Source organism: Devosia sp. Root105, assembly GCF_001424865.1.
GTDB lineage: Bacteria > Pseudomonadota > Alphaproteobacteria > Rhizobiales > Devosiaceae > Devosia_A.
This window is the reverse complement of the sequence record NZ_LMCR01000015.1, coordinates 419,957-437,968: the sequence shown is the minus strand read 5'-3', so window position 1 is coordinate 437,968 and position 18,012 is coordinate 419,957. Positions and strand designations below refer to the sequence as shown.

The 18,012-nt window shown below is 65.6% G+C and carries 19 protein-coding genes; 13 read left to right on the top strand and 6 right to left on the bottom strand.

The genetic code is table 11. The features are described from left to right. Positions 1 to 120 precede the first annotated feature (120 nt). From ASC68_RS15525 to ASC68_RS15500, 6 genes are all read left to right on the top strand, one after another. Positions 121 to 891, top strand: coding sequence for a ThuA domain-containing protein (locus ASC68_RS15525; RefSeq protein WP_055880985.1), 771 nt, complete (start codon positions 121 to 123; stop codon positions 889 to 891). 73 nt (positions 892 to 964) lie between these two features. After that, a complete protein-coding gene (locus ASC68_RS15520) occupies positions 965 to 2,011 on the top strand; it encodes a Gfo/Idh/MocA family oxidoreductase (protein WP_055880984.1) in 1,047 nt (348 codons plus the stop codon). A gap of 50 nt (positions 2,012 to 2,061) precedes the next feature. Continuing rightward, positions 2,062 to 3,108, top strand: a complete 1,047-nt coding sequence (locus ASC68_RS15515) for a Gfo/Idh/MocA family oxidoreductase (protein WP_055880981.1) — start codon at positions 2,062 to 2,064, stop codon at positions 3,106 to 3,108. Between the two features lie 195 nt (positions 3,109 to 3,303). After that, positions 3,304 to 4,140, top strand: a complete 837-nt coding sequence (locus tag ASC68_RS15510) for a phosphotransferase (RefSeq protein WP_055880978.1) — start codon at positions 3,304 to 3,306, stop codon at positions 4,138 to 4,140. A gap of 302 nt (positions 4,141 to 4,442) precedes the next feature. Continuing rightward, on the top strand, positions 4,443 to 4,694 hold the full coding sequence (locus ASC68_RS15505) for a GlsB/YeaQ/YmgE family stress response membrane protein (RefSeq protein WP_055880977.1): 252 nt from the start codon (positions 4,443 to 4,445) through the stop codon (positions 4,692 to 4,694). 4 nt (positions 4,695 to 4,698) lie between these two features. After that, complete coding sequence (locus tag ASC68_RS15500; RefSeq protein WP_055880974.1) at positions 4,699 to 5,214, top strand: GNAT family N-acetyltransferase; 516 nt, start codon at positions 4,699 to 4,701, stop codon at positions 5,212 to 5,214. 407 nt (positions 5,215 to 5,621) lie between these two features. Here ASC68_RS15500 and ASC68_RS15495 read toward each other — a convergent pair whose 3' ends face one another. Further along, complete coding sequence (locus tag ASC68_RS15495) at positions 5,622 to 7,442, bottom strand: bifunctional metallophosphatase/5'-nucleotidase (RefSeq protein ID WP_082528204.1); 1,821 nt, start codon at positions 7,440 to 7,442, stop codon at positions 5,622 to 5,624. 287 nt (positions 7,443 to 7,729) lie between these two features. On the opposite strand from ASC68_RS15495, the gene ASC68_RS15490 reads away from it, so the two are divergent. Next, entirely contained in the window at positions 7,730 to 8,383 is a 654-nt protein-coding gene (locus ASC68_RS15490; RefSeq protein ID WP_055880971.1) for a ThuA domain-containing protein, read from the top strand. Positions 8,384 to 8,466: 83 nt separating this feature from the next. On the opposite strand, the gene ASC68_RS15485 is transcribed toward ASC68_RS15490, so the two are convergent. Further along, entirely contained in the window at positions 8,467 to 9,105 is a 639-nt protein-coding gene (locus ASC68_RS15485; RefSeq protein ID WP_055880970.1) for a DUF1109 domain-containing protein, read from the bottom strand. Further along, positions 9,098 to 9,655 (bottom strand): sigma-70 family RNA polymerase sigma factor, encoded by a 558-nt coding sequence (locus ASC68_RS15480; protein WP_055880967.1) that lies wholly within the window; start codon positions 9,653 to 9,655, stop codon positions 9,098 to 9,100. Before ASC68_RS15480 ends, ASC68_RS15485 begins: the two co-directional genes overlap by 8 nt. 154 nt (positions 9,656 to 9,809) lie before the next feature. Here ASC68_RS15480 and ASC68_RS15475 point away from each other — a divergent pair, with 154 nt between their 5' ends. The 3 genes from ASC68_RS15475 (at position 9,810) to ASC68_RS15465 (ending at position 11,932) form a co-directional block, all read left to right on the top strand. Continuing rightward, entirely contained in the window at positions 9,810 to 10,175 is a 366-nt protein-coding gene (locus tag ASC68_RS15475) for a hypothetical protein (RefSeq protein ID WP_197421239.1), read from the top strand. A gap of 87 nt (positions 10,176 to 10,262) precedes the next feature. Next, positions 10,263 to 11,141 (top strand): cytochrome b/b6 domain-containing protein, encoded by an 879-nt coding sequence (locus tag ASC68_RS15470; protein ID WP_082528203.1) that lies wholly within the window; start codon positions 10,263 to 10,265, stop codon positions 11,139 to 11,141. Continuing rightward, positions 11,138 to 11,932: a molybdopterin-dependent oxidoreductase gene (locus ASC68_RS15465; RefSeq protein ID WP_055880965.1), complete on the top strand. Its 795-nt coding sequence runs from the start codon at positions 11,138 to 11,140 to the stop codon at positions 11,930 to 11,932. Before ASC68_RS15470 ends, ASC68_RS15465 begins: the two co-directional genes overlap by 4 nt. A gap of 63 nt (positions 11,933 to 11,995) precedes the next feature. Here the strand turns inward: ASC68_RS15465 and ASC68_RS15460 are convergent, their stop codons facing one another. Then, positions 11,996 to 12,820 (bottom strand): DUF4097 family beta strand repeat-containing protein, encoded by an 825-nt coding sequence (locus ASC68_RS15460; RefSeq protein WP_055880962.1) that lies wholly within the window; start codon positions 12,818 to 12,820, stop codon positions 11,996 to 11,998. Between the two features lie 53 nt (positions 12,821 to 12,873). Then, positions 12,874 to 13,374 carry a hypothetical protein gene (locus tag ASC68_RS15455; protein WP_055880959.1) on the bottom strand — a complete coding sequence of 167 codons (501 nt, stop codon included), beginning with the start codon at positions 13,372 to 13,374 and terminating at the stop codon, positions 12,874 to 12,876. A 582-nt stretch (positions 13,375 to 13,956) separates the two neighbouring features. On the opposite strand from ASC68_RS15455, the gene ASC68_RS15450 reads away from it, so the two are divergent. Next, complete coding sequence (locus tag ASC68_RS15450; protein ID WP_082528202.1) at positions 13,957 to 15,483, top strand: DEAD/DEAH box helicase; 1,527 nt, start codon at positions 13,957 to 13,959, stop codon at positions 15,481 to 15,483. 254 nt (positions 15,484 to 15,737) lie between these two features. Here ASC68_RS15450 and ASC68_RS15445 read toward each other — a convergent pair whose 3' ends face one another. Then, a complete protein-coding gene (locus ASC68_RS15445; RefSeq protein WP_082528201.1) occupies positions 15,738 to 16,595 on the bottom strand; it encodes an intradiol ring-cleavage dioxygenase in 858 nt (285 codons plus the stop codon). Positions 16,596 to 16,942: 347 nt separating this feature from the next. Here ASC68_RS15445 and ASC68_RS29370 point away from each other — a divergent pair, with 347 nt between their 5' ends. Next, positions 16,943 to 17,074 (top strand): hypothetical protein, encoded by a 132-nt coding sequence (locus ASC68_RS29370; RefSeq protein ID WP_274532718.1) that lies wholly within the window; start codon positions 16,943 to 16,945, stop codon positions 17,072 to 17,074. 63 nt (positions 17,075 to 17,137) lie between these two features. After that, positions 17,138 to 17,932, top strand: a complete 795-nt coding sequence (locus ASC68_RS15440) for a hypothetical protein (protein WP_055880956.1) — start codon at positions 17,138 to 17,140, stop codon at positions 17,930 to 17,932. Positions 17,933 to 18,012 lie beyond the last annotated feature (80 nt).

The window sequence follows — 18,012 nt, the reverse complement described above, 5'->3', positions numbered from 1 at the left end:
AATTGCAGGGCCGCAATGCAGTGAATCCCGCCGACGATCAAACCGCTTTGAGAGCCAGTTTGGATGCCTTGGGCCGGAGCCATCATCCGGCCCTTTCCACGATTACCAAGGAGACCCGCCATGCCGATCCGCGTCACCGTCTGGGGTGAGAATGTCCACGAGCAGAAGAACAAGGCCGTGGCCGAGAACTACCCCAAGGGTATGCACGGCCAGATCGCGGCGCTGATCGGCGAGGACAAGAACCTCGTCCCGACGACCGTGACCCTGCAGGATGCCGAGCACGGCATGACCGTTGAAAAGCTCGCCAATACCGACGTGCTGGTGTGGTGGGGCCATGCCGCGCATGGGGAAGTGAAGGACGAGATCGTCGAGCGTGTGGTGCAGCGCGTCTGGGAAGGCATGGGGCTGATCGTGCTGCATTCCGGCCACCATTCGAAGGTGTTCAAGCGCCTGATGGGCACGCCGGCGAACCTGCACTGGCGCGAGGCCGGTGAGCGCGAGCGCATCTGGGTAGTGAACCCGGGGCACCCGATCGCCAAGGGCCTTGGCCCGTATTTCGAGCTCGAGAACGAAGAGATGTACGGCGAGCCCTTCTCGGTGCCGGAGCCGCTCGAGACGGTGTTCGTCTCATGGTTCCAGGGCGGCGAGGTGTTCCGCTCGGGCCTCACCTATCGTCGCGGCGCCGGCAATATCTTCTACTTCCGCCCGGGCCACGAAACCTACCCGACCTATCACGACGCCAATGTCGGCAAGGTGCTGCGCAACGCGGTGAACTGGGCCTACAACCCGGATAACCACGCGCACCTCTTGAAGGCGCCGAATACGCCGGTGGATAAGGCGATCGAGCACATCGTCGAGCGCGGCGCCAAGCTGACGCATCACCCCAAGTGAGGCTACGCTGATCTCTGCAGGGCCGCCTTCGGGCGGCCCTGATCCCGTCTCGACCTCCAACCCCGACAGAGCGATGCGCCTTCTTATTCTCGGTACCGGCCGGATGGCCAACAGCCACGCCAAAGCCTTCCAGACCATCGAAGGCGTTCAGATGGTCGGCGCCGTCGACACCATCCCGGAGAACCTCGCGACGTTCTGCGACACCTACGGCATCGCCAACCGGTTTTCCTCGCTCGACGATGCGCTGGCCTGGGGCGATTTCGACGCCGTCGACAACATCACCCCGGATTCGATCCACCACGGAACGACCCTGAAAGTGCTGGCCGCCGGCAAGCACGTGTTCTGCGAGAAGCCGCTGGCGCCGAACTATGGGCTGGCGATGGAAATGGTCGAGGCGGCGGAAAAGTCCGGCCTGATCAACATGGTGAACCTCACCTACCGCAACGTCGCGGAACTCCACAAAGCGCGCGAGATCATCGCCTCGGGCGCCATCGGCGAGGTGAAGCATATCGAGGCGAGCTACCTGCAGCACTGGCTGGCGCTGCGCGATTTCAACGATGCCGCCAACCTAGCCGGCACCTGGCTGTGGCGGCTGTCGAAAGGCCACGGCTCGAACGGCACGGTCGGCGATATCGGCATCCACATCCTCGATTTCACCACCTTCGCCATTGGCCAGCCGATCGTCGCGATGAACAGCCGGCTGCAGACCTTCCAGAAGGTGCCGGGCGACCGGATCGGCGAATATGTGCTCGATGCCAATGACAGCTTCATCATTTCGGCCGAGTTCGCCAATGGCGCCATCGGCACCATCCACTCGTCGCGCTGGGCCTCGGGCCACTCGAACGACCAGCGGCTGCGCGTCTATGGCAACAAGGGCGGGCTGGAACTGAGCCATGGCCACTGGGGCTCGCTGCTGCGGGTCTGTGCCGGCGAAGATGTCGCCACTTCGACCTGGCGCGAGGTGAAGGCCGAACCGGTGAAGACCAATTACCAGCGCTTTGTCGAAGCCGTGCAAACCGGCGTCCAGGCCGACCCGGATTTCCGCCACGCCGCCGAGCTGCAGAAGATCCTCGACCTGGCGCTCGTCGCCGACCTCGACCGGAAAGAATATCGGGTCTGACCCGACCGTAACGCATACGGGCGAACCGCCCCATCTCGAAGGAATACACTATGCGCATGCTCATCCTCGGCACCGGCGGCATGGCCGCCCAGCACGCCAAGCACTTTGCCGCCATCGAGGGGGTGACCCTGGTCGGCGGCGTCGACGTCGATCCGAACCGGCTCGAGAAGTTCAACACCACGCACAACATCCCGAACGGCTTTGCCTCGCTCGACGCGGCGATCGCCTGGGGTGAGTTCGACGCGGTGGCCAACGTCACGCCGGATTCGATCCACCACGCCACCTCGATCGCGGCGCTGAAGGCCGGCAAGCACGTGTTCTGCGAAAAGCCGCTGGCGACCGACGCCACCAAGGCGTTCGAAATGGTCGACGTGGCCGAGGCATCCGGGCTGATCAACATGGTCAACCTGACTTACCGGAACGTGGCGCAGCTGCAGAAGGCGCGCGAGATCGTGCTCTCGGGCGCCATCGGCGCGGTCAAACATGTGGAGTCGAGCTACCTGCAGAGCTGGCTGGTATCGAAGGCCTGGGGCGACTGGCGCACCGAAAGCCAGTGGCTGTGGCGCCTGTCCAAGAAGCACGGTTCGAACGGCGTGCTCGGCGACATCGGCGTCCACATCCTCGATTTCGCCTCGTATGGCTCTGGCCTCGAGATCGAGCATGTGTTCGCGCGGCTCAAGACCTTCGACAAGGCCGAGGGCAACAAGATCGGCGAGTACGAACTCGACGCCAATGACAGCTTCACCATGGCGGTGGATTTCGACAATGGCGCGCTCGGCGTGATCCATGCCAGCCGCTGGGCCACCGGCCACATGAACGAGCTGCGCCTGCGCGTTTACGGCGAGAAGGGCGGCGTGGAAGTGCAGCACCGCCACGATGGCTCGCGCCTGCGCGTCTGCCTCGGCGACAATGTCGAGAGCGGCACCTGGGAAGAAATGGACGTGCCGCCGGTGCCGACCAACTACCAGCGCTTCGCCGAAGCGGTGAAGACCGGCAAGATGCAGGAGCCGAGCTTCCGCCACGCCGCCGAGCTGCAGAAGGTGCTGGACCTCGCGACGGTGTCGGAGCAGCAGCGCAAGGAACTGCCGACGCACTGATCGACGCCTTTGGACGTTACGGGGAGCTGCGCCTAGTGCGTGGCTCCCTTTGCTTTTGTGGGGCGGCATGTAACGTCAGGCGGGGCGATCTCGGGGGAGAGAGCATGGCGCTGCCGGAGTTTCCTGTCGTCTCCGACGAGATGCTGTACGCCCATTGCGGCGCAGCACGGCATTGCTGCCGGCTCGGTCGCACCGATGGCGCAGGTCGGGATCTTCAACGCCATCTATGCGCTGGGCGAGCGGTACGTGCTGCGTGTGCCGCGGCTGCACCAGCGGTTCGAAGGCACGGCGCTGAACGAAGCGATCGCGGTGCCCCTGGCGCGGGCGGCCGGAGTGCGGACGCCGGCTTTGCTGGTATCGGACGCGACGCGGAGCATCCTGCCGGTGGCCTACGGCATTTATGAGCGGGTGGAGGGCAGGGTGCTGGAGCGTATCGTGGCCGACCCGGCGCTTGCTGCGGCCACATGGCGTGAGCTGGGGCGCGATCTGGCGCGCCTCCATGCCGGGGTGGAGCGGTCAGCGGCGACAGAGCTGCTCACCTGGGACGACAAGACCGACCCACGGCCGCTGCCCGCCGAGATTGCGCGGGCCGGCTATTTCGGGGCGGCGGAGGCGGACTGGCTGACGCGCTGGCTCGACCGGCTGGCGCCCTATGCGGAGGCGCCGGGTGAGGCGCGGTTCCTGCATGGCGATAGCCAGGCGAGCAACCTGATGGTCGGGGCCGAGAGCCTCGACTATGTGGCGGTGCTGGATTGGGGCGGTTGCGAATGGGGCGACGTGGCGCGCGATTTCGCCGGCGTGCCGCTGCGGGCGGTGCCGGCAATGCTCGAGGGCTATGGAGAGAGCGGGCGGATCGACGAGGGATTGCGGCCGCGGATCGTGTGGCGGCACTTGCAGATTGCGCTGCACCAGCTGCGGGGCAGGCCGGTGCCGGATTACTCCTGGGGCGAGCGGCCGATCGGCATGCTGCTGGAGGTGCTGCGGTTCTTTGGCGAGCAGCGCGACGAGGCCTGGCGGGCGTGCGGGCCGTAGGCCGGTGGGTCTCTCCGCCCCTCTCACCCACCGGCCGTCATCCCGGCGAACGCCGGGACCCACTGCTCTGAGGGCCGGTCTGGGCGCGGATCGTCGCCGGTCCATCTGAGATGGTTCGGGGTGTCCGGTGCGAACGGAAGTGTCGGCGCACTGGGTCCCGGCGTTCGCCGGGATGACGACCGAGTGTAGGGGAGGGGACAGGGGTGGGGGTCCACAGCCACCGGCCTATCGTGTCCGCCCCCCGCCCATTGCAACCCAACCGCCTCGGGTCCATTTATGTTCGCGAGGAATCGGAGGGGCTTATGGGCATTTTGGGCGCCATCATCATTGGGTTCATTACCGGGGTCATCGCCAAGCTGATCACCCCGGGGGATCCCAAGCCGCGCGGCTTCATCCTGACCACGGTGCTGGGCATTGTCGGGGCGTTGCTGGCGACCTGGCTGGGGCACGCGATCGGCTGGTACCAGTCGGGCGAGCCGGCCGGCTTTTTCGGCGCCATTGTCGGCTCGATCATCGTGCTGCTGATCTGGCGGCAGCTGGCCAACCCGCGCTGACGCCATGGACATTCCAACCATCGAAACCGAGCGGCTGATCCTTCGCGCCTATACGCCCCAGGATTTCGACGCCTTCGCCGCCATGTGGGCCGACCCCGACGTGGTGCATTTTATCGGCGGCCGGGTGTTTTCCCGCGAGCAGAGCTGGCAGCGCTTCCTGACCCGGGCAGGGGGCTGGCAGCATCTCGGTTTCGGCTTTTTCGCGACATTCGAGAAGGAATCCGGCCACCTGGTCGGCGAGGCGGGCTTTCACGAAGCACGTCGCATCATCGAGCCGCCCCTCGAGGGGACGCTCGAAGCCGGCTGGGCGCTGATGCCTTCGGCGCAGGGCTGGGGCTATGCCACCGAGGCGATGCAGGCGGCGATCGGCTGGGCCGAGACGACCTTCCCCAGCCGCCGCATGACCTGCCTGATCAATGTCGACAACCTCGCCTCGATGCGGGTCGCCGGGCGCCTGGGTTTTAAGGAATTCGCGCGCACGATCTACGGCGACGACAAGGTGGTGTTGTTCCAGCGCTGAGCGTTCGCGCAGATGCGATTGGCCTGCGCTTGCAAGGCCCGCTGGACCACCCCAATACTCGATGCCCACCTCCCCCTTGACGGGGGAGGCAAGCGAAGCTTGGGAGCGAGAGCGACCTAGCGGAGCTCGGAGGGGGTGTGCGGAGGGTACGATGCGTGCGGCTTAGCGCGCCTCCAGCCATTATCTAGCGTGTGGCACACCCCACCCCATCCCGGCCATTCGAGCGTAGCTCTCATGGCCTTCTCCCCTAAAATCGCTCCACTGGAGCGATTTTGCCTACGGCCGGCTCGAAGCCCGTCAAGGGGAGGGTGTCCGCCGGTGCGTGCGGCACACCCCCCACCAGCCTATCGGCTGGTCCCCCCTCTCCCGCGCGCGGGAGAGGGAGCGCCGACTGCACGTTCTGGTGCTTACGGCTTCGGTGTTTCCGTAGCTGGCGCCATGGCGGGAGCCTCCATCGCTGGGGCTTCCATTGCCGGAGTCTCGGCAGGTGCCGCCGCCGGAGCCTCGGTTGTGGCAGGTGCCGCAGCCGGAGCTTCAGCGGGAGCCGCCGCCGGTGTTTCAGGCGCCGGAGCCGCCGGAGCCTCGGCCGGCGCAGGTTCAGCCGCCGGAGCCTCAGCAGGAGAAGCGTCGGTGATGCGGCCGTCGGTGTAGGGGGTGTAGTCGCCGCCGAGCTTGGCGATGTAGTCGGCCACCACCTTCTCGAGCGGTGGGCCGAAGTCGTAGGCATTCACCGCCTTGGTGCCGAACAGCTCGTAGCCGTCGCCGCCACCGCGCACATAGTTGTTGGTGACGAGGCCATAGGTCTTTGCCGGGTCGATCGGCACCCAGTTATCACCATCCTTGACCAGCACGTCGGAAATGCGCGAGCCGGCGGGCTTGGACTTGTCGAAGGTGTATTTGAGGCCGGCGACTTGCGGGAAGCGGCCGGCGACTTCCTCGATCTGGCTCACGCCGTTTTCCAGCGAGGCGACGAGGTCGGCGCCGGTGAGCTGGAAGGTGGCGAGGGTGTTGGAGAACGGCAGCACCGTCAGCACTTCACCCATGGTGATCTCGCCGGCATCGATCGACGCACGCAGGCCACCCGAGTTGGCGATCGAAATGCTGACGCCCTGGTCAGCGACGCGGTCGAGCTGGGCATCGGCGACGAGGTTGCCCATCGAGCATTCCATGACGCGGCAGACATTGCGGTCGCCCTGGATAAGCTCGGTGGCGTTGCCGATGACTTCGGCCTTCAGCGCCTCGAGCGGCTTGCCGAGTTCGGCGACGCGATCGAGGAAGCCCTGGTCGGGGGTCACCGAAGCATCGAGCAGGATCGGCGCGCCAGTGGCGGAGATGACCTTGCCGGCATCGTCCCAGGTGACTTTCAGGTCACCCAGCACCTTGCCGTACTGGCCGGCCTGGACGATCGGCACGTCGACGCCGTCGGGGTTTTTCACCACGGTGGGGTAGGGGCCGGCTTCGCCTTCGCCGGTGCCGAGGAAGGTGTGGGTGTGGCCGCCGACGATCACGTCGATGCCGGAGACGGCCTTGGCCAGGTCCTGGTCGACATTGTAGCCGATATGGCTGACGACGATGATCTTGTTGATCCCGGCCGCTTCCAGCGCGCCGACGGCGCCCTTCACATATTCGGTGACGCTCTCGAACGCGACGTTCGGGCCGGGCGAGGCGATATCGGGGGTATCTTCGGTGGTGGCGCCGATAACGCCAACCTTCTCACCGCCGATATTGAGGACGATCACGCCCTTGGGCAGGCCCTTGAGGTCGGCGTCCTTGGTGGTATCGAAGTTGCCGCCGATGATGGGGAACTTAGCCGAAGCGATGAACTTGGCGAACTCGGCCGGGCCATCGTCGAACTCGTGGTTGCCGGTGGCGACCACGTCGAAGCCCATGTCGTTCATGAAGTCGGCGACGATCTCGGACTTGTACTGGGTGTAGAACAGCGAGCCCTGGAACTCGTCGCCGGCCGAGAACAGCACGCTGTTCTCGCCTGCCGCCGTGGCCTTGGCGCGCTCAGCGTCGATGGCGGTCTTCAGGCGCGCAATGCCGCCGAAGCACTCGCCCTTGGTTTCGCCCTCAGCGTTACAGGTCGAGTCGGTGCCGGTGATGGATTCGAAGCGCGAGTGGAAATCATTGATGTGGAGGATTTTGAGCGAGAACTCGGCCTGCGCCGCGCCGGTGAATCCGGCCGATAGCGCCAGCGCCGCGGCGCCGAACAACAGCTTCTTCATATCCCTGTTCCTTTGCGTGGAATCCGGTTGGTCCGGACTCTTCTCGCACTGCATTGCAACGCCGGTGTAACAAGCATCAGGCATGCCGCTGGCCGTCATCCGCAACCCCAGTGGAAGCGCAAGTTAACTATAGAACGGACGGGAGCGGAAGGGCGTGGAGCGACGCTTTTGGGCTTCCATGAGCGGCCGGTTCGGTTACTCTCCGCCCGCTTTCGATCGCCGGTTACCGCGTGATCGGACCGGAGAAGTCAGCAGCTTTTCCCGATCACGTTTTTTAGGAGTCGACTATGCGCAGTGCCTTGATCGTCTGGGGTGGGTGGAACGGGCACGACCCCGAGGAATGCGCGGCAATCTACCGGCGCTGGCTGCATGAAGACGGCTATTCGGTGCGGGTCGAAACCGACCTCCAGGTGTTCGCCGATCCGGCAATCCACGAGCTCAGCCTGATCATTCCGATCTACACGATGAGCAAGATCGAGAAGGAACCGCTGGCGAATCTGGTCAAAGCCATCGAAGGCGGCGTTGGCCTCGCCGGGCATCATGGCGGGATGAGCGATGCGTTCCGCGACGCGGTCGATTACCAGTTCGTGGTCGGCGGGCAGTGGGTGGCCCACCCGGGCAATATCATCGATTACACGGTCGATGTAACGAAGCCCGAGGACCCGATCATGCAGGGGATCCCCGCCTCGTTCCCCTACACCTCCGAGCAGTATTACATGCACATGGACCCCTCGGTCGAAGTGCTGGCGACCACGACCTTTTCCGGCCAGCACGCGGCCTGGACCAAGGGCGTGGTAATGCCAGTGGTGTGGAAGCGGCTCTACGGCGCCGGCAAGGTGTTCCACTCGACGCTCGGCCACCAGGCCAAGGAATTCGAGAACCCGCAGATGGCGACGATTCTTCGCCGGGGTATCAACTGGGCAGCGCGCGACGAGGCTTAGGGGATAGCACCGAAGCCGGCAGTTTGCCGCCCTCCCCCGCAAGCGGGAGAGGGACGCCGACTGCAGGGATTGCACCAACCTGCCTACCACCGCAGCGCAAACCGGCCGATCAGCGCCCCGAGGATCGCCGTGGCGAGCACACCTGCGGTGTACCAGATGGCGATGAAGGGCATGCCGCTTTCGGTGCAGTGGAACGCGTAGACCCAGACGCCGGCGCCGCCGGCGAATAGCCCGGCGGCGAAGCCGGCGAGGGTCGGGTTGGTTGGCGCGGCGCGGCGCATGGCGAGGATGACGGCCGCATAGATCGGGGCGGCGAGCGCGACGATGTAGAACGGGCAGCGGAGGGCAGTGCTGCCCATCACCAGGCGGCCCATCTGGTCGGGCCCCATTAGCACCAGTTGCAACAGGCCGCCGGCGCCGACGAGCAGCACCAGGATGGCGAGGCCGATCACCTGCCGGCGCAGTGTGCCGCCCGGTCGCGCCAGATTGAGTGCGGCGATGCCGCCGATAATGGCAAAGCCCGCCGTATAGGCGAACTTGGTCCAGAACATCATGCTGCCGGGCGCTTCCATCATGTCCGACCTGGGGCCCAGCCAGGCGAGCATGATGAGTGCCGACAGCACGATGCCGAGGCCGGCCCAGCCGAACAGGCGGGCCTGCAGGGCGCGACGAGGGGTCGGCTTCAGGTCGGCAGTCAGCCGGTCGAGCAGCTCGTCACTCATCGGAGCGCCCTCCAAAGCGGTCGGCGAGCGATTTGAGCCCGCGGTGGATCGAGACCTTCACTGCCGATTCCGACATGCCGCTGCGCGCCGCGGCTTCGGCGATCGAGGCACCCTCCAGCCGCACCTGGCGGATCAGGTCGGCGCGGCGGGCGGGCAGGCTCGAGAGCACCGTATCGACATCCATGCGGGCGCTGGCGTCGCCGGTTTCGTCGCGGGCGAACAAAGCCGCATCGTCTTCCAGCGGCACGGTGGCGCGCACCTTGCTGCGGCGGAAATGGTCGATCAGCTTGTAGCGCGCGATGGCGTGCACCCAGGCGGTCAGCGGCTGGTTACGGTCATAGGTCAGCCGTCGCGTGTGGATGGCCATCAGGGTTTCCTGCACCAGGTCGTCGCTGTTGGCGGCGAGCGCGGGGGTTAGGCGGCGCGCGAAATACGGCCGCAGGGTGCGGCGCAATTCCTCGAGCAGCATGCGATAGGCGCTCGCATCGCCGTCGAGCGCCTTCAGCATCAGCGCGCGAAGCCGCGCTTCCATGTCCGAGGTGACGCTCATTGAATCCTGAATTCGGCCGAGGTGCCGGAAAGGTTACACCGCGCCGCGAACTCTGTCGCGCTGTCACGAACGCGTGACGGGGGTAACCGCGTGTCTGCCGGCGGCGAACTCCATCCCGTAACCGCCGCATGAGCGGCCAACGGGAGACTCACAGATGAAAGCCGCTCTTTCCACCCTTGCCCTTCTGGCCGCACTGGGTTTTGCGGGCCATGCCGCCGCCGAGGATGCTATGGCCACGCCGATGGCCGCCGAACCGATGGCGGGCGACGCCATGTCTGCCGCGCCCGGCGACGCCATGTCTGCCGCGCCCGGCGACGCCATGGCTGCCGATCCCATGGCAATGACTCCCGAGGCGATGCTGAAGGCCTGCCTCGAGAAGGCCGGCATGGAAGCCGATGCGATGAAGAAGGACGAGGCGAGCAAGGCCTGCCACACGGCGCCGATGGCTGGCGATGCCATGAGCGGCGACGCCATGTCTGCCACGCCCATGGCCGATGGCGCCATGGCTCCGGCGCAATAAACTATCCGTGATAAGCTGCAATCGCTCCCCGAACTGCCGTTCCTAAGGGCAGGCGGGGAGCGACGCCGGGAACCTTCGGGGGAATAAGTGACCGATCAGGCAATCGACAGAGTTGAGGTCGAACGAGAGGCGAAGCCGAAGGGGCCGCTGATCTATCGGCAGGCGATCCTGACGCGCGTCACCCACTGGGTGTGGGCGATCGCCATGTTCTTCCTGTTGCTCTCTGGCCTGCAGATCTGGAACGCCCATCCGGCGCTCTATATCGGCGCCCAGTCGGGCTTCGAGTTCAACAATGAGATCCTGAGGATCGGCGCGGAGAATACCGACGCCGGGCCGCGCGGCTTCACCACGGTGTTCGGGCAGAAGTTCGATACCACTGGAGTCCTCGGGATGAGCGAGCTCAGGGGGAACTCCAACTTCGTCGGTTTCCCCGGCTGGGCCACTATCCCGTCGTTCCGCGATCTCGCGACCGGCCGGGTGGTGCATTTCTTCTTTGCCTGGATCCTCGTCGGCGCGCTGGCCATCTGGCTGGTCTCCAGCCTCTTCAACGGCCATTTGTGGCGCGACGTGATCCTCAAGCCGCGCGATTTCCGTGAGCTGCCAAGGGATATCTGGGAGCATATCCGGTTCCGCTTCCATCATCGCCGAACCTATTCGCCGCTGCAGAAGGTCGCCTATTTCGGGGTGTTCTTCATCCTGTTCCCGCTGATCATCCTCACCGGGCTCGCCATGTCGCCGACGATGAATGCCGGCTGGCCATGGCTGGTCGAAGTGTTCGGCGGGCGGCAGACGGCGCGCACCATCCACTTCATCGTCATGGTGCTGCTGGTGCTGTTCTTCGTGGTGCACATCGCCATGGTGGTGCTGGCGGGGCCGATCAACGAGCTGCGCTCGATGATCACGGGGTACTATCGCACCAGCCCCGGCACCGAGCCCGACGCGCCCAAGAAGGAGAAGTCGAAATGAGCCGATTGATCCTCAACCGCCGCCGGCTGCTCGGGCTCGGCGCGGCTTCCGCCGGCTCGCTGGTGCTGGCCGGCTGCGACCAGTTCGATTTCCTCGGGGCGCGCAACGACCCGGTGCGCAACTTCCTCGAGCGGGCCAATGAGCTGACCTACAGCGCGCAGCGGGCGCTGGTCGGCGAGCAGGCGCTGGCCAAGGAATTCTCCGAGAGCGAGATCCGCCAGGGGCAGCGCCCGAACGGTTCGACCGATCCGCGCAATATCGAGCTCTATCGCGATCTCGAGGCGAGCGGCTTTGCCGCCTACAAGCTCAGGATCATCGGGCTGGTGGAAACGCCGAAGGAATATTCGCTCAGCGAGTTGCAGAATATGCCGGCGCGCACTCAAATCACCCGGCACGACTGCGTCGAGGGCTGGAGCTGCATCGCCAAATGGACCGGCGTGCCGCTGAGCCGGCTGCTCGACGAGGCCAAGGTGCAGCCGACGGCGAAGTTCGTCGTCTACCATTGCTACGACCAGATGGGCGGCGGGCTTTCGGCGCCCGAGGCCTATTACACCAGCTCCGACCTGATCGACGCCTTCCACCCGCAGACCATCGCGGCGTTCGGCCTCAACGGCGGCGCGCTGCCAGTCGCCAATGGCGCGCCGGTCCGCATCCGGATCGAGCGGGCGCTCGGCTACAAGCAGCCCAAATATGTCCACACCATCGAGCTGGTTGATAGCTTTGCCAAGTTCGGCCTGGGGCAGGGCGGCTATTGGGAAGACCACGGGTACGATTGGTATGGGGGGATTTGAGCGCCGGTTCGAAGGCCGCAACGTTTCGGCGTCCAATGCACGCCGAAATGTCAGGGAAGCGCTCTAGACCTCGGTCAGGACGACATCGCCGGTGACGATCCTGGCGCGAATCTCCAGGTAGTCGGCGCCATCTTTGGGTTGGCCGGCGCCATGCAGGCTCGAGCGGATCTGGCCGGTGACGGTCGAGATGTCGGTCCAGACCGCAATACCGGCAGGCACTCCCACATGTGCGTCGCCGGAGGCGCCCTCGACCGTCACACGGCCACGGCGCGCCGTGCCTACCGTGAGGTCGCCCGAACCTGTCCGCAGCGTAACGTCGGTTCCGGCATCGCCCACCCTGATATCTCCCGACCCCGTCTTTACCGAGGTCGCGCCACGCGTGGTACCCAGTTGCACATCGCCCGAACCGGTCGAAACCTCAACCACCGCACCCGACTGCGTCACCGACACATCGCCGGAACCGCTGCTTGCCTTCACGTCGTCCCGCGCGTTCTCGACACGGATGTTGCCTGAGCCGGTGTCCAGCACCATTGGTTTGGTGGCGGTGTCGACAACCAGGTCGCCAGAGCCGCTCTTCAGATGCGCTACCCCGACGCTGCCAACGACTGTGATATCGGCGCTGCCGGTACGGACGGCGACCTGGCTATCGGCTGGCAAGGTGATAGCGACGTCCAGGCGCGTATCGCCACCGAAGAATCCGTCGTGCTGTTTTGGGCCGATCACGGTGATCTGGTCGCCATCCTGGCTGACACGAACCTGGTCGGCGGCGTGGCCGAAGATCTCGACGATGGTCTCGGTCGTTTCGGTGGCCACGAGCTTGACCGACCCCTTGGCGATCTCGGTGACAAGCCGCACCGGCAGACGAGTCTCGAAGCGATGCATGGTCATTCGTCTCTCCTGTTGTGGACTTCTGTTGTGGACAGGCGGATCGGGGAGTTTGGTTAGATCCAGCCGGTCATGCGGCGGCCTCGCTTGCCGGAGGTTTCTCCGGCTGGGTCGGCGCTGCCGCTCGGCGGACCATCGCCGCGGGTGGCCGCGCGCACGGTGCCGACCAGCCAGTTGTTGAGCGATTGTCCCGAGCGCGCGGCCATTTCCTCGGCCTTCGCCTTCATCGTCTCCGGCATGCGCAGGGAGATACGGGCGAGGTTGCCATCGTCATCGGCCTCATCGAGCGGTGGGCTGAAGCCGGGGTCATCGGCAAGCGGCAGCTGCAGGACGAAATCCAGCTCGCGGCCGTTGAGCCTGACCTCGACACTGCCGCTCGGCAGCTTGGCGGTAATCTCTGCGGCTGCCTGGCTGATGGCATCCATCAGCGCCAGCCGCACAGTGGGGCTCAAAGCGAACAGCAGGCGCTCTGTCGCCTCGCGCACCTCTGGGGCCGCCACGTCGGCAGCCGCAAGCAGGTCTTTTCGAAAGCCGTCGATGTGTGGTGTCAGGTCCATGGCGCAACAGATGACATCATAGTGACGTCATGTCAATGCGGATGTGACGTCATCATGTGCGGTTGTGACGTCATATGGGGCCGGGATGGGGATTTGGCGCTGACTGATAGAGACGGCCCCCTCCCATCCTCCCCCACAAGGGGGAGGTGCCGCATCCAGTTTGAGGCACGATCCCGCCACGCACACGACTCTTCACCTCCCCCATCATGGGGGAGGCCGGGAGGGGGCCGTCTGCTTCAGTCAGCCTCGCCGCATAGCTCCCCTGCAGCTCATTTCGGCGAAATCCCTTGCTAATCCGGCACATATCGCCCATATGGCCAGCATTCGCCCCGCGCACCTGTCCCGTTTATCGGGAAACACGCGCGATGACGGCGATGGACTTCTCTTCTTACTGGCCAAAAACGGTGAGCGGCGAAGTGCCCCGGAAATGTCCCCCGCAAGAGTAGCGGGAACACCGGGAGACAGCGCAACCGTGCGGCAATCCCGTCGCCATTGCATCTATTGATCACGCCGAGCCCGTAATGGCCTCCGGCGACCCACGCGCACCGATTGGCCCGGAGCGCGCCAATGAAAGTTTGACCATTGACCACTTCATTTTCCGAACTCGGCCTTTCAGCGCAGCTCGTCAGCGCGCTTACGGCAGCCGGGTTCACCACCCCGACCCCGATCCAGGCGAAAGCCATTCCGCCGCAGCTCGAGCGCCGTGACATCATGGGCATCGCCCAGACCGGCTCGGGCAAGACCGCGGCGTTCGGCCTGCCGATCCTTGCCGGCCTCGCCGAGCTCGGCGGCCGTGCCAACCCGATGACCACCCGCGCGCTGATCCTTGCGCCGACCCGCGAACTGGCGGTGCAGATCGACGAAGTGCTGCATAAGCTGGCGGGCGCCAAGCTCTCGACCGTCCTGGTGCTCGGCGGCGCCTCGCGCGCCGGGCAGATCCAGAAGATCGCCCGCGGCGTCGACGTGGTGATCGCCACCCCGGGTCGCCTCAAGGACCTGGTCGACGACCGCAAGCTCAAGCTCACCGAGACCCGGTGGCTGGTGCTCGACGAAGCCGACCGCATGCTCGACATGGGCTTCATCAACGCCGTCAATGAGATCGCCCGGGCCATCGGCCCGCGTCGCCAGACCGCGATGTTCTCGGCCACCATGGCGCCCGAGATTGCCGAGCTCGCCAAGGGCCTCTTGAACGATCCGGTGCGCGTCGAAGCGAACCCGGCGGCGCAGACCGTCGGCACCATCGACCAGCGGGTGATCCTCGCCGGTTCGAAGGAAAAGCGCGGCGTGCTCAACAAGCTGCTCGAGGACGAGAGCCTCAGCCGCGTCATCATCTTCTCGCGCACCAAGCATGGCGCCGACCGCGTGGCCAAGAACCTCGCCATCGATGGCCATGAAGCGGCGGCGATCCACGGCAACAAATCGAACAATGCCCGCCAGGCGGCGCTCAAGGGCTTTGCCAATGGTTCGGTGCGCATCCTCGTTGCCACCGATATCGCGGCGCGCGGCATCGACGTGCAGAACATCACGCACGTAATCAACTTCGAGCTGCCGGACGATCCGGAGAACTACGTGCACCGCATCGGCCGCACGGCGCGTAACGGCGCTTCGGGCTTTGCGATTACGCTGTGCGATGGCACCGAGCGCGGCAAGCTCCGCGATGTCGAGCGGTTGATCCGCAAGACCCTGCCGGTGACCGGCGAGCTTAAGGGCAATGGCGGCGAAGTGATCGACGCAGCGCAGGTTCGCGCCCAGCGCCAGCCGCCGCGCCCGCAGACCCCGCGTCCGGATGGCCAGCGCAAGCACGCCAATGCCGGCCGGCACTTCTCGGGTGCCAAGAAAGCGGCGATCGTCGACGGCCGCAAGCGCGGCCATGGCGAAGGCCATGCTGCTCCCGCGAGCAATGGCCAGCCGCAGCGCGGCAACGCACAGCAGGTGCGTGGCGGTGCGGCCAAGGGCAGCAACATCTCGCAGAACGGCGGCGCGGCTCCGACCACGCCCGGCTGGTGGGAAAAGCCGACAGGGCAGGGCACGCCCGCGCCCAAGCAGCGCTGGAACAAGAAGCAGAAGGACGCCGGCCGGCAGCGCCGCACGGAAAGCGCGGCTGGGTAAGGGCTCCGATCTCTCCTCATCTCTCCCCCTGCGGGAGAGAAAGCGATTTCTTGGGCTTAGCGTTTGCTAAGTCCTAGAAATCGCAAGAGAGGGGATCTGGGAGGCACGGTGGCTCCGCACCCCCTCTCTGGCGAAAACTAAGGACTTAGCTGCGCTAAGCCCAAGTTTTCGCATTCTCCCCCGCCAAGGGGGAGATGACGACTGAGAGATGAGCGGGAGTAAACAGAGGGCGGTCCGGCGGGCCGCCCTTTTGCTTAGCGGATGCCTGAAATCCCCGGCACCAGGCTGACGCTGGTTTCGGTCGCGGGGGCGCTCATGGCGCCATCGGCCGGGGCGCCGTCCGGCGGCGGGCCGCTGGGTGGTTCGCCACCACCGGCAGCGCCACCGAAGCCGGTGGCGGATTCGGCGGCGGGGTCGACGCCGACGATCATGGCGACGAGGTAGCGCTCCTCGAGTTCCTTCACATAGGCGAACGAAGCGCGGGTGGCTTGGCTCGCGATATTGTCGTTGGCGTTGAGCACGTCGCGGTCGTGGCCATGCGCGGTGTAGGGCTCGACATTCTGGTAGATGAACTGGCTCAGCGCATCGGGGAAGAACAGCTGGCCGGTCAGGACGGTTTTCTCGTCGAGGAACACCTTGAAGTGGATGTGGGTGGTGCGGCCGGCATACCAGCCCGGATAGATGGTCTGGAATTCGACGATGCCGGTGGCGCCGGCGAATTGGGTCCCGCGCAGGAACGTCTGGCCCGTGGTGTCGATACCGCCGGTCTGGTTGGCATAGCCCGAATAGAGCCCCTCGGCATTGCAGTGCCAGATATCGACGCGCGCCCCCTCGATCGGCTTGCAGCTGCCATCGACGATCTGCAGCCGCACGGTGGTCGCGACGCCAGTTTGCGTGCCCTCGGTGATATCGGCGCGCTCGAGCTTGGGATCGAAATAATAGGGGCCCTCGGTCACTTCAGGGGTGAGCACGCAGACATCGGCGCCGGGCATCAGGCCGGTGGTTTCGGCGCTCGCTTCCTGGGCAAAGGCCTTCTGAGTCATCAGCGCGCCGCCGGCGGCGGTGACGGCGACGAGGCGCAGGGCGTCGCGGCGAGTTAACGGGCTGGGCATGGGGTCGTCTCCGCTTTCGGTACGAGCCCGATGTAGGAAGGGGTCGGGCGATCCCTGCGTTACAAGTTGGAGAACTGCATTAAGTCTTCGAAATGTGGCGGAACCGGACATTCCTGAACGGCAGATAAACGCCGGATTCCGGGAACGTTCAACCGCCGCGCCGCATTATTGCCCTCAAGATGAACCACCGGGCCCAAGGGTCCGACCGCCCAGGGGGCACAAATGCTGAAGCTCACTCTCGTTGCTCTGTTCGTGATGTCGATGGCGACGCTCACCATCGCTGCCTCCGCGCTGCCGGTTGAAACCGCGCCGGCCACCCAGCTCGCCGATCTCGGCTGAGGCGAAAAGTGGACCACGACCACCAGCACGGCCACCGGCCGGCCGGCATGAACAGCGGCACCCAGATCCTGCTGCTCGTCCTCTTCGCCACAGCGCTCGCCGTGCTGGCCTTCGCTGCCGCGAGTGTCGTGCTCGTCTAGAGCGCGCTTTACCATTTAACCCCGAGATGACACCTTCCCGCCGCTGGTCGGTAGGAGAGCGTCATGGTTGAAACGAAGGCGCCGCATCTGACGCCGCGGAGCCTGGTCGGACAGCGCTTCGGTCGCGATGTGTTCGGCGGCATCCGGGTGGCGCTCATCGGCTATTGCCCGCCACCGTCGCGGCTCGAGGGCTACAGCCCGGAGCGGGTTAGCGACCAGCATTTCATCCATGTCAGCCCGGACAGCGTCCGCATCCTCCGCCACGGTGGCCAACGCTACCTGTCGCTGGCGCATGTCTATGGCGGCCCGGTCTCGGCCTCGACAGTCGAAGAGCTGGCCTATTACGGGATCGAGGCGATCCTCGCCTATGGCCTTGCCGGCGGGCTCGGCACCAAAAATCTCAGGATGGGCGACTTCTACCTGGTCGAGGATGCCTTCGCGGCCGACGGCACGACGCGGCACTACACCAGCGATCCGGTGGTTGCCGCCGATGCCGGGCTCAAGGCGCTGATCCTCGAGCAGTGGCCGGATGCCATCACCGCAGTGCGCGCGGCGACCGGCGATGCCATCTATCGCGAGGACGATGCCATGCTCGAGGGGTTTCGGGCTCGGGGCTGCGACATCGTCAACCTCGATTCGAGCCACCTGTTCGCCGCCTCGCGCACCAATGCCGAAGGGCGGCGGATCCGGACGATCCAGTGCGGGGTGATTTCCGATATGGTGAGTGCGGAGCCGGGCGCCGACTCCGAAAGCACGCTCTCGACCATGCTGTCGGGCGCCGGCGAGGGCTTCAACCCGCTTGAGCGGACCGGCGACATCGTCTCGTTCTACATCGAGCAGCTGGCACCGCGGCTCTGAGACGGATCACTGGCTTCCGGCGCACGATCTGTCACCCCGCTCGGTGTCATCCCTGCGAGAGCAGGGACCCATCTCGCCGC

Bases quoted from the DNA above. Each gene is read 5' to 3' on its own strand.
- ASC68_RS15490 (WP_055880971.1), top strand. From the start codon at position 7,730: ATGCGCAGTGCCTTGATCGTCTGGGGTGGGTGGAACGGGCACGACCCC.
- ASC68_RS15520 (WP_055880984.1), top strand. From the start codon at position 965: ATGCGCCTTCTTATTCTCGGTACCGGCCGGATGGCCAACAGCCACGCC.
- ASC68_RS15475 (WP_197421239.1), top strand. From the start codon at position 9,810: ATGAAAGCCGCTCTTTCCACCCTTGCCCTTCTGGCCGCACTGGGTTTT.
- ASC68_RS15465 (WP_055880965.1), top strand. From the start codon at position 11,138: ATGAGCCGATTGATCCTCAACCGCCGCCGGCTGCTCGGGCTCGGCGCG.
- ASC68_RS15510 (WP_055880978.1), top strand. From the start codon at position 3,304: ATGGCGCAGGTCGGGATCTTCAACGCCATCTATGCGCTGGGCGAGCGG.
- ASC68_RS15480 (WP_055880967.1), bottom strand. From the start codon at position 9,655: ATGAGCGTCACCTCGGACATGGAAGCGCGGCTTCGCGCGCTGATGCTG.
- ASC68_RS15505 (WP_055880977.1), top strand. From the start codon at position 4,443: ATGGGCATTTTGGGCGCCATCATCATTGGGTTCATTACCGGGGTCATC.
- ASC68_RS15525 (WP_055880985.1), top strand. From the start codon at position 121: ATGCCGATCCGCGTCACCGTCTGGGGTGAGAATGTCCACGAGCAGAAG.
- ASC68_RS15500 (WP_055880974.1), top strand. From the start codon at position 4,699: ATGGACATTCCAACCATCGAAACCGAGCGGCTGATCCTTCGCGCCTAT.
- ASC68_RS15455 (WP_055880959.1), bottom strand. From the start codon at position 13,374: ATGGACCTGACACCACACATCGACGGCTTTCGAAAAGACCTGCTTGCG.
- ASC68_RS15460 (WP_055880962.1), bottom strand. From the start codon at position 12,820: ATGACCATGCATCGCTTCGAGACTCGTCTGCCGGTGCGGCTTGTCACC.
- ASC68_RS15440 (WP_055880956.1), top strand. From the start codon at position 17,138: ATGGTTGAAACGAAGGCGCCGCATCTGACGCCGCGGAGCCTGGTCGGA.
- ASC68_RS15445 (WP_082528201.1), bottom strand. From the start codon at position 16,595: ATGCCCAGCCCGTTAACTCGCCGCGACGCCCTGCGCCTCGTCGCCGTC.
- ASC68_RS15515 (WP_055880981.1), top strand. From the start codon at position 2,062: ATGCGCATGCTCATCCTCGGCACCGGCGGCATGGCCGCCCAGCACGCC.
- ASC68_RS15485 (WP_055880970.1), bottom strand. From the start codon at position 9,105: ATGAGTGACGAGCTGCTCGACCGGCTGACTGCCGACCTGAAGCCGACC.
- ASC68_RS15495 (WP_082528204.1), bottom strand. From the start codon at position 7,442: ATGAAGAAGCTGTTGTTCGGCGCCGCGGCGCTGGCGCTATCGGCCGGA.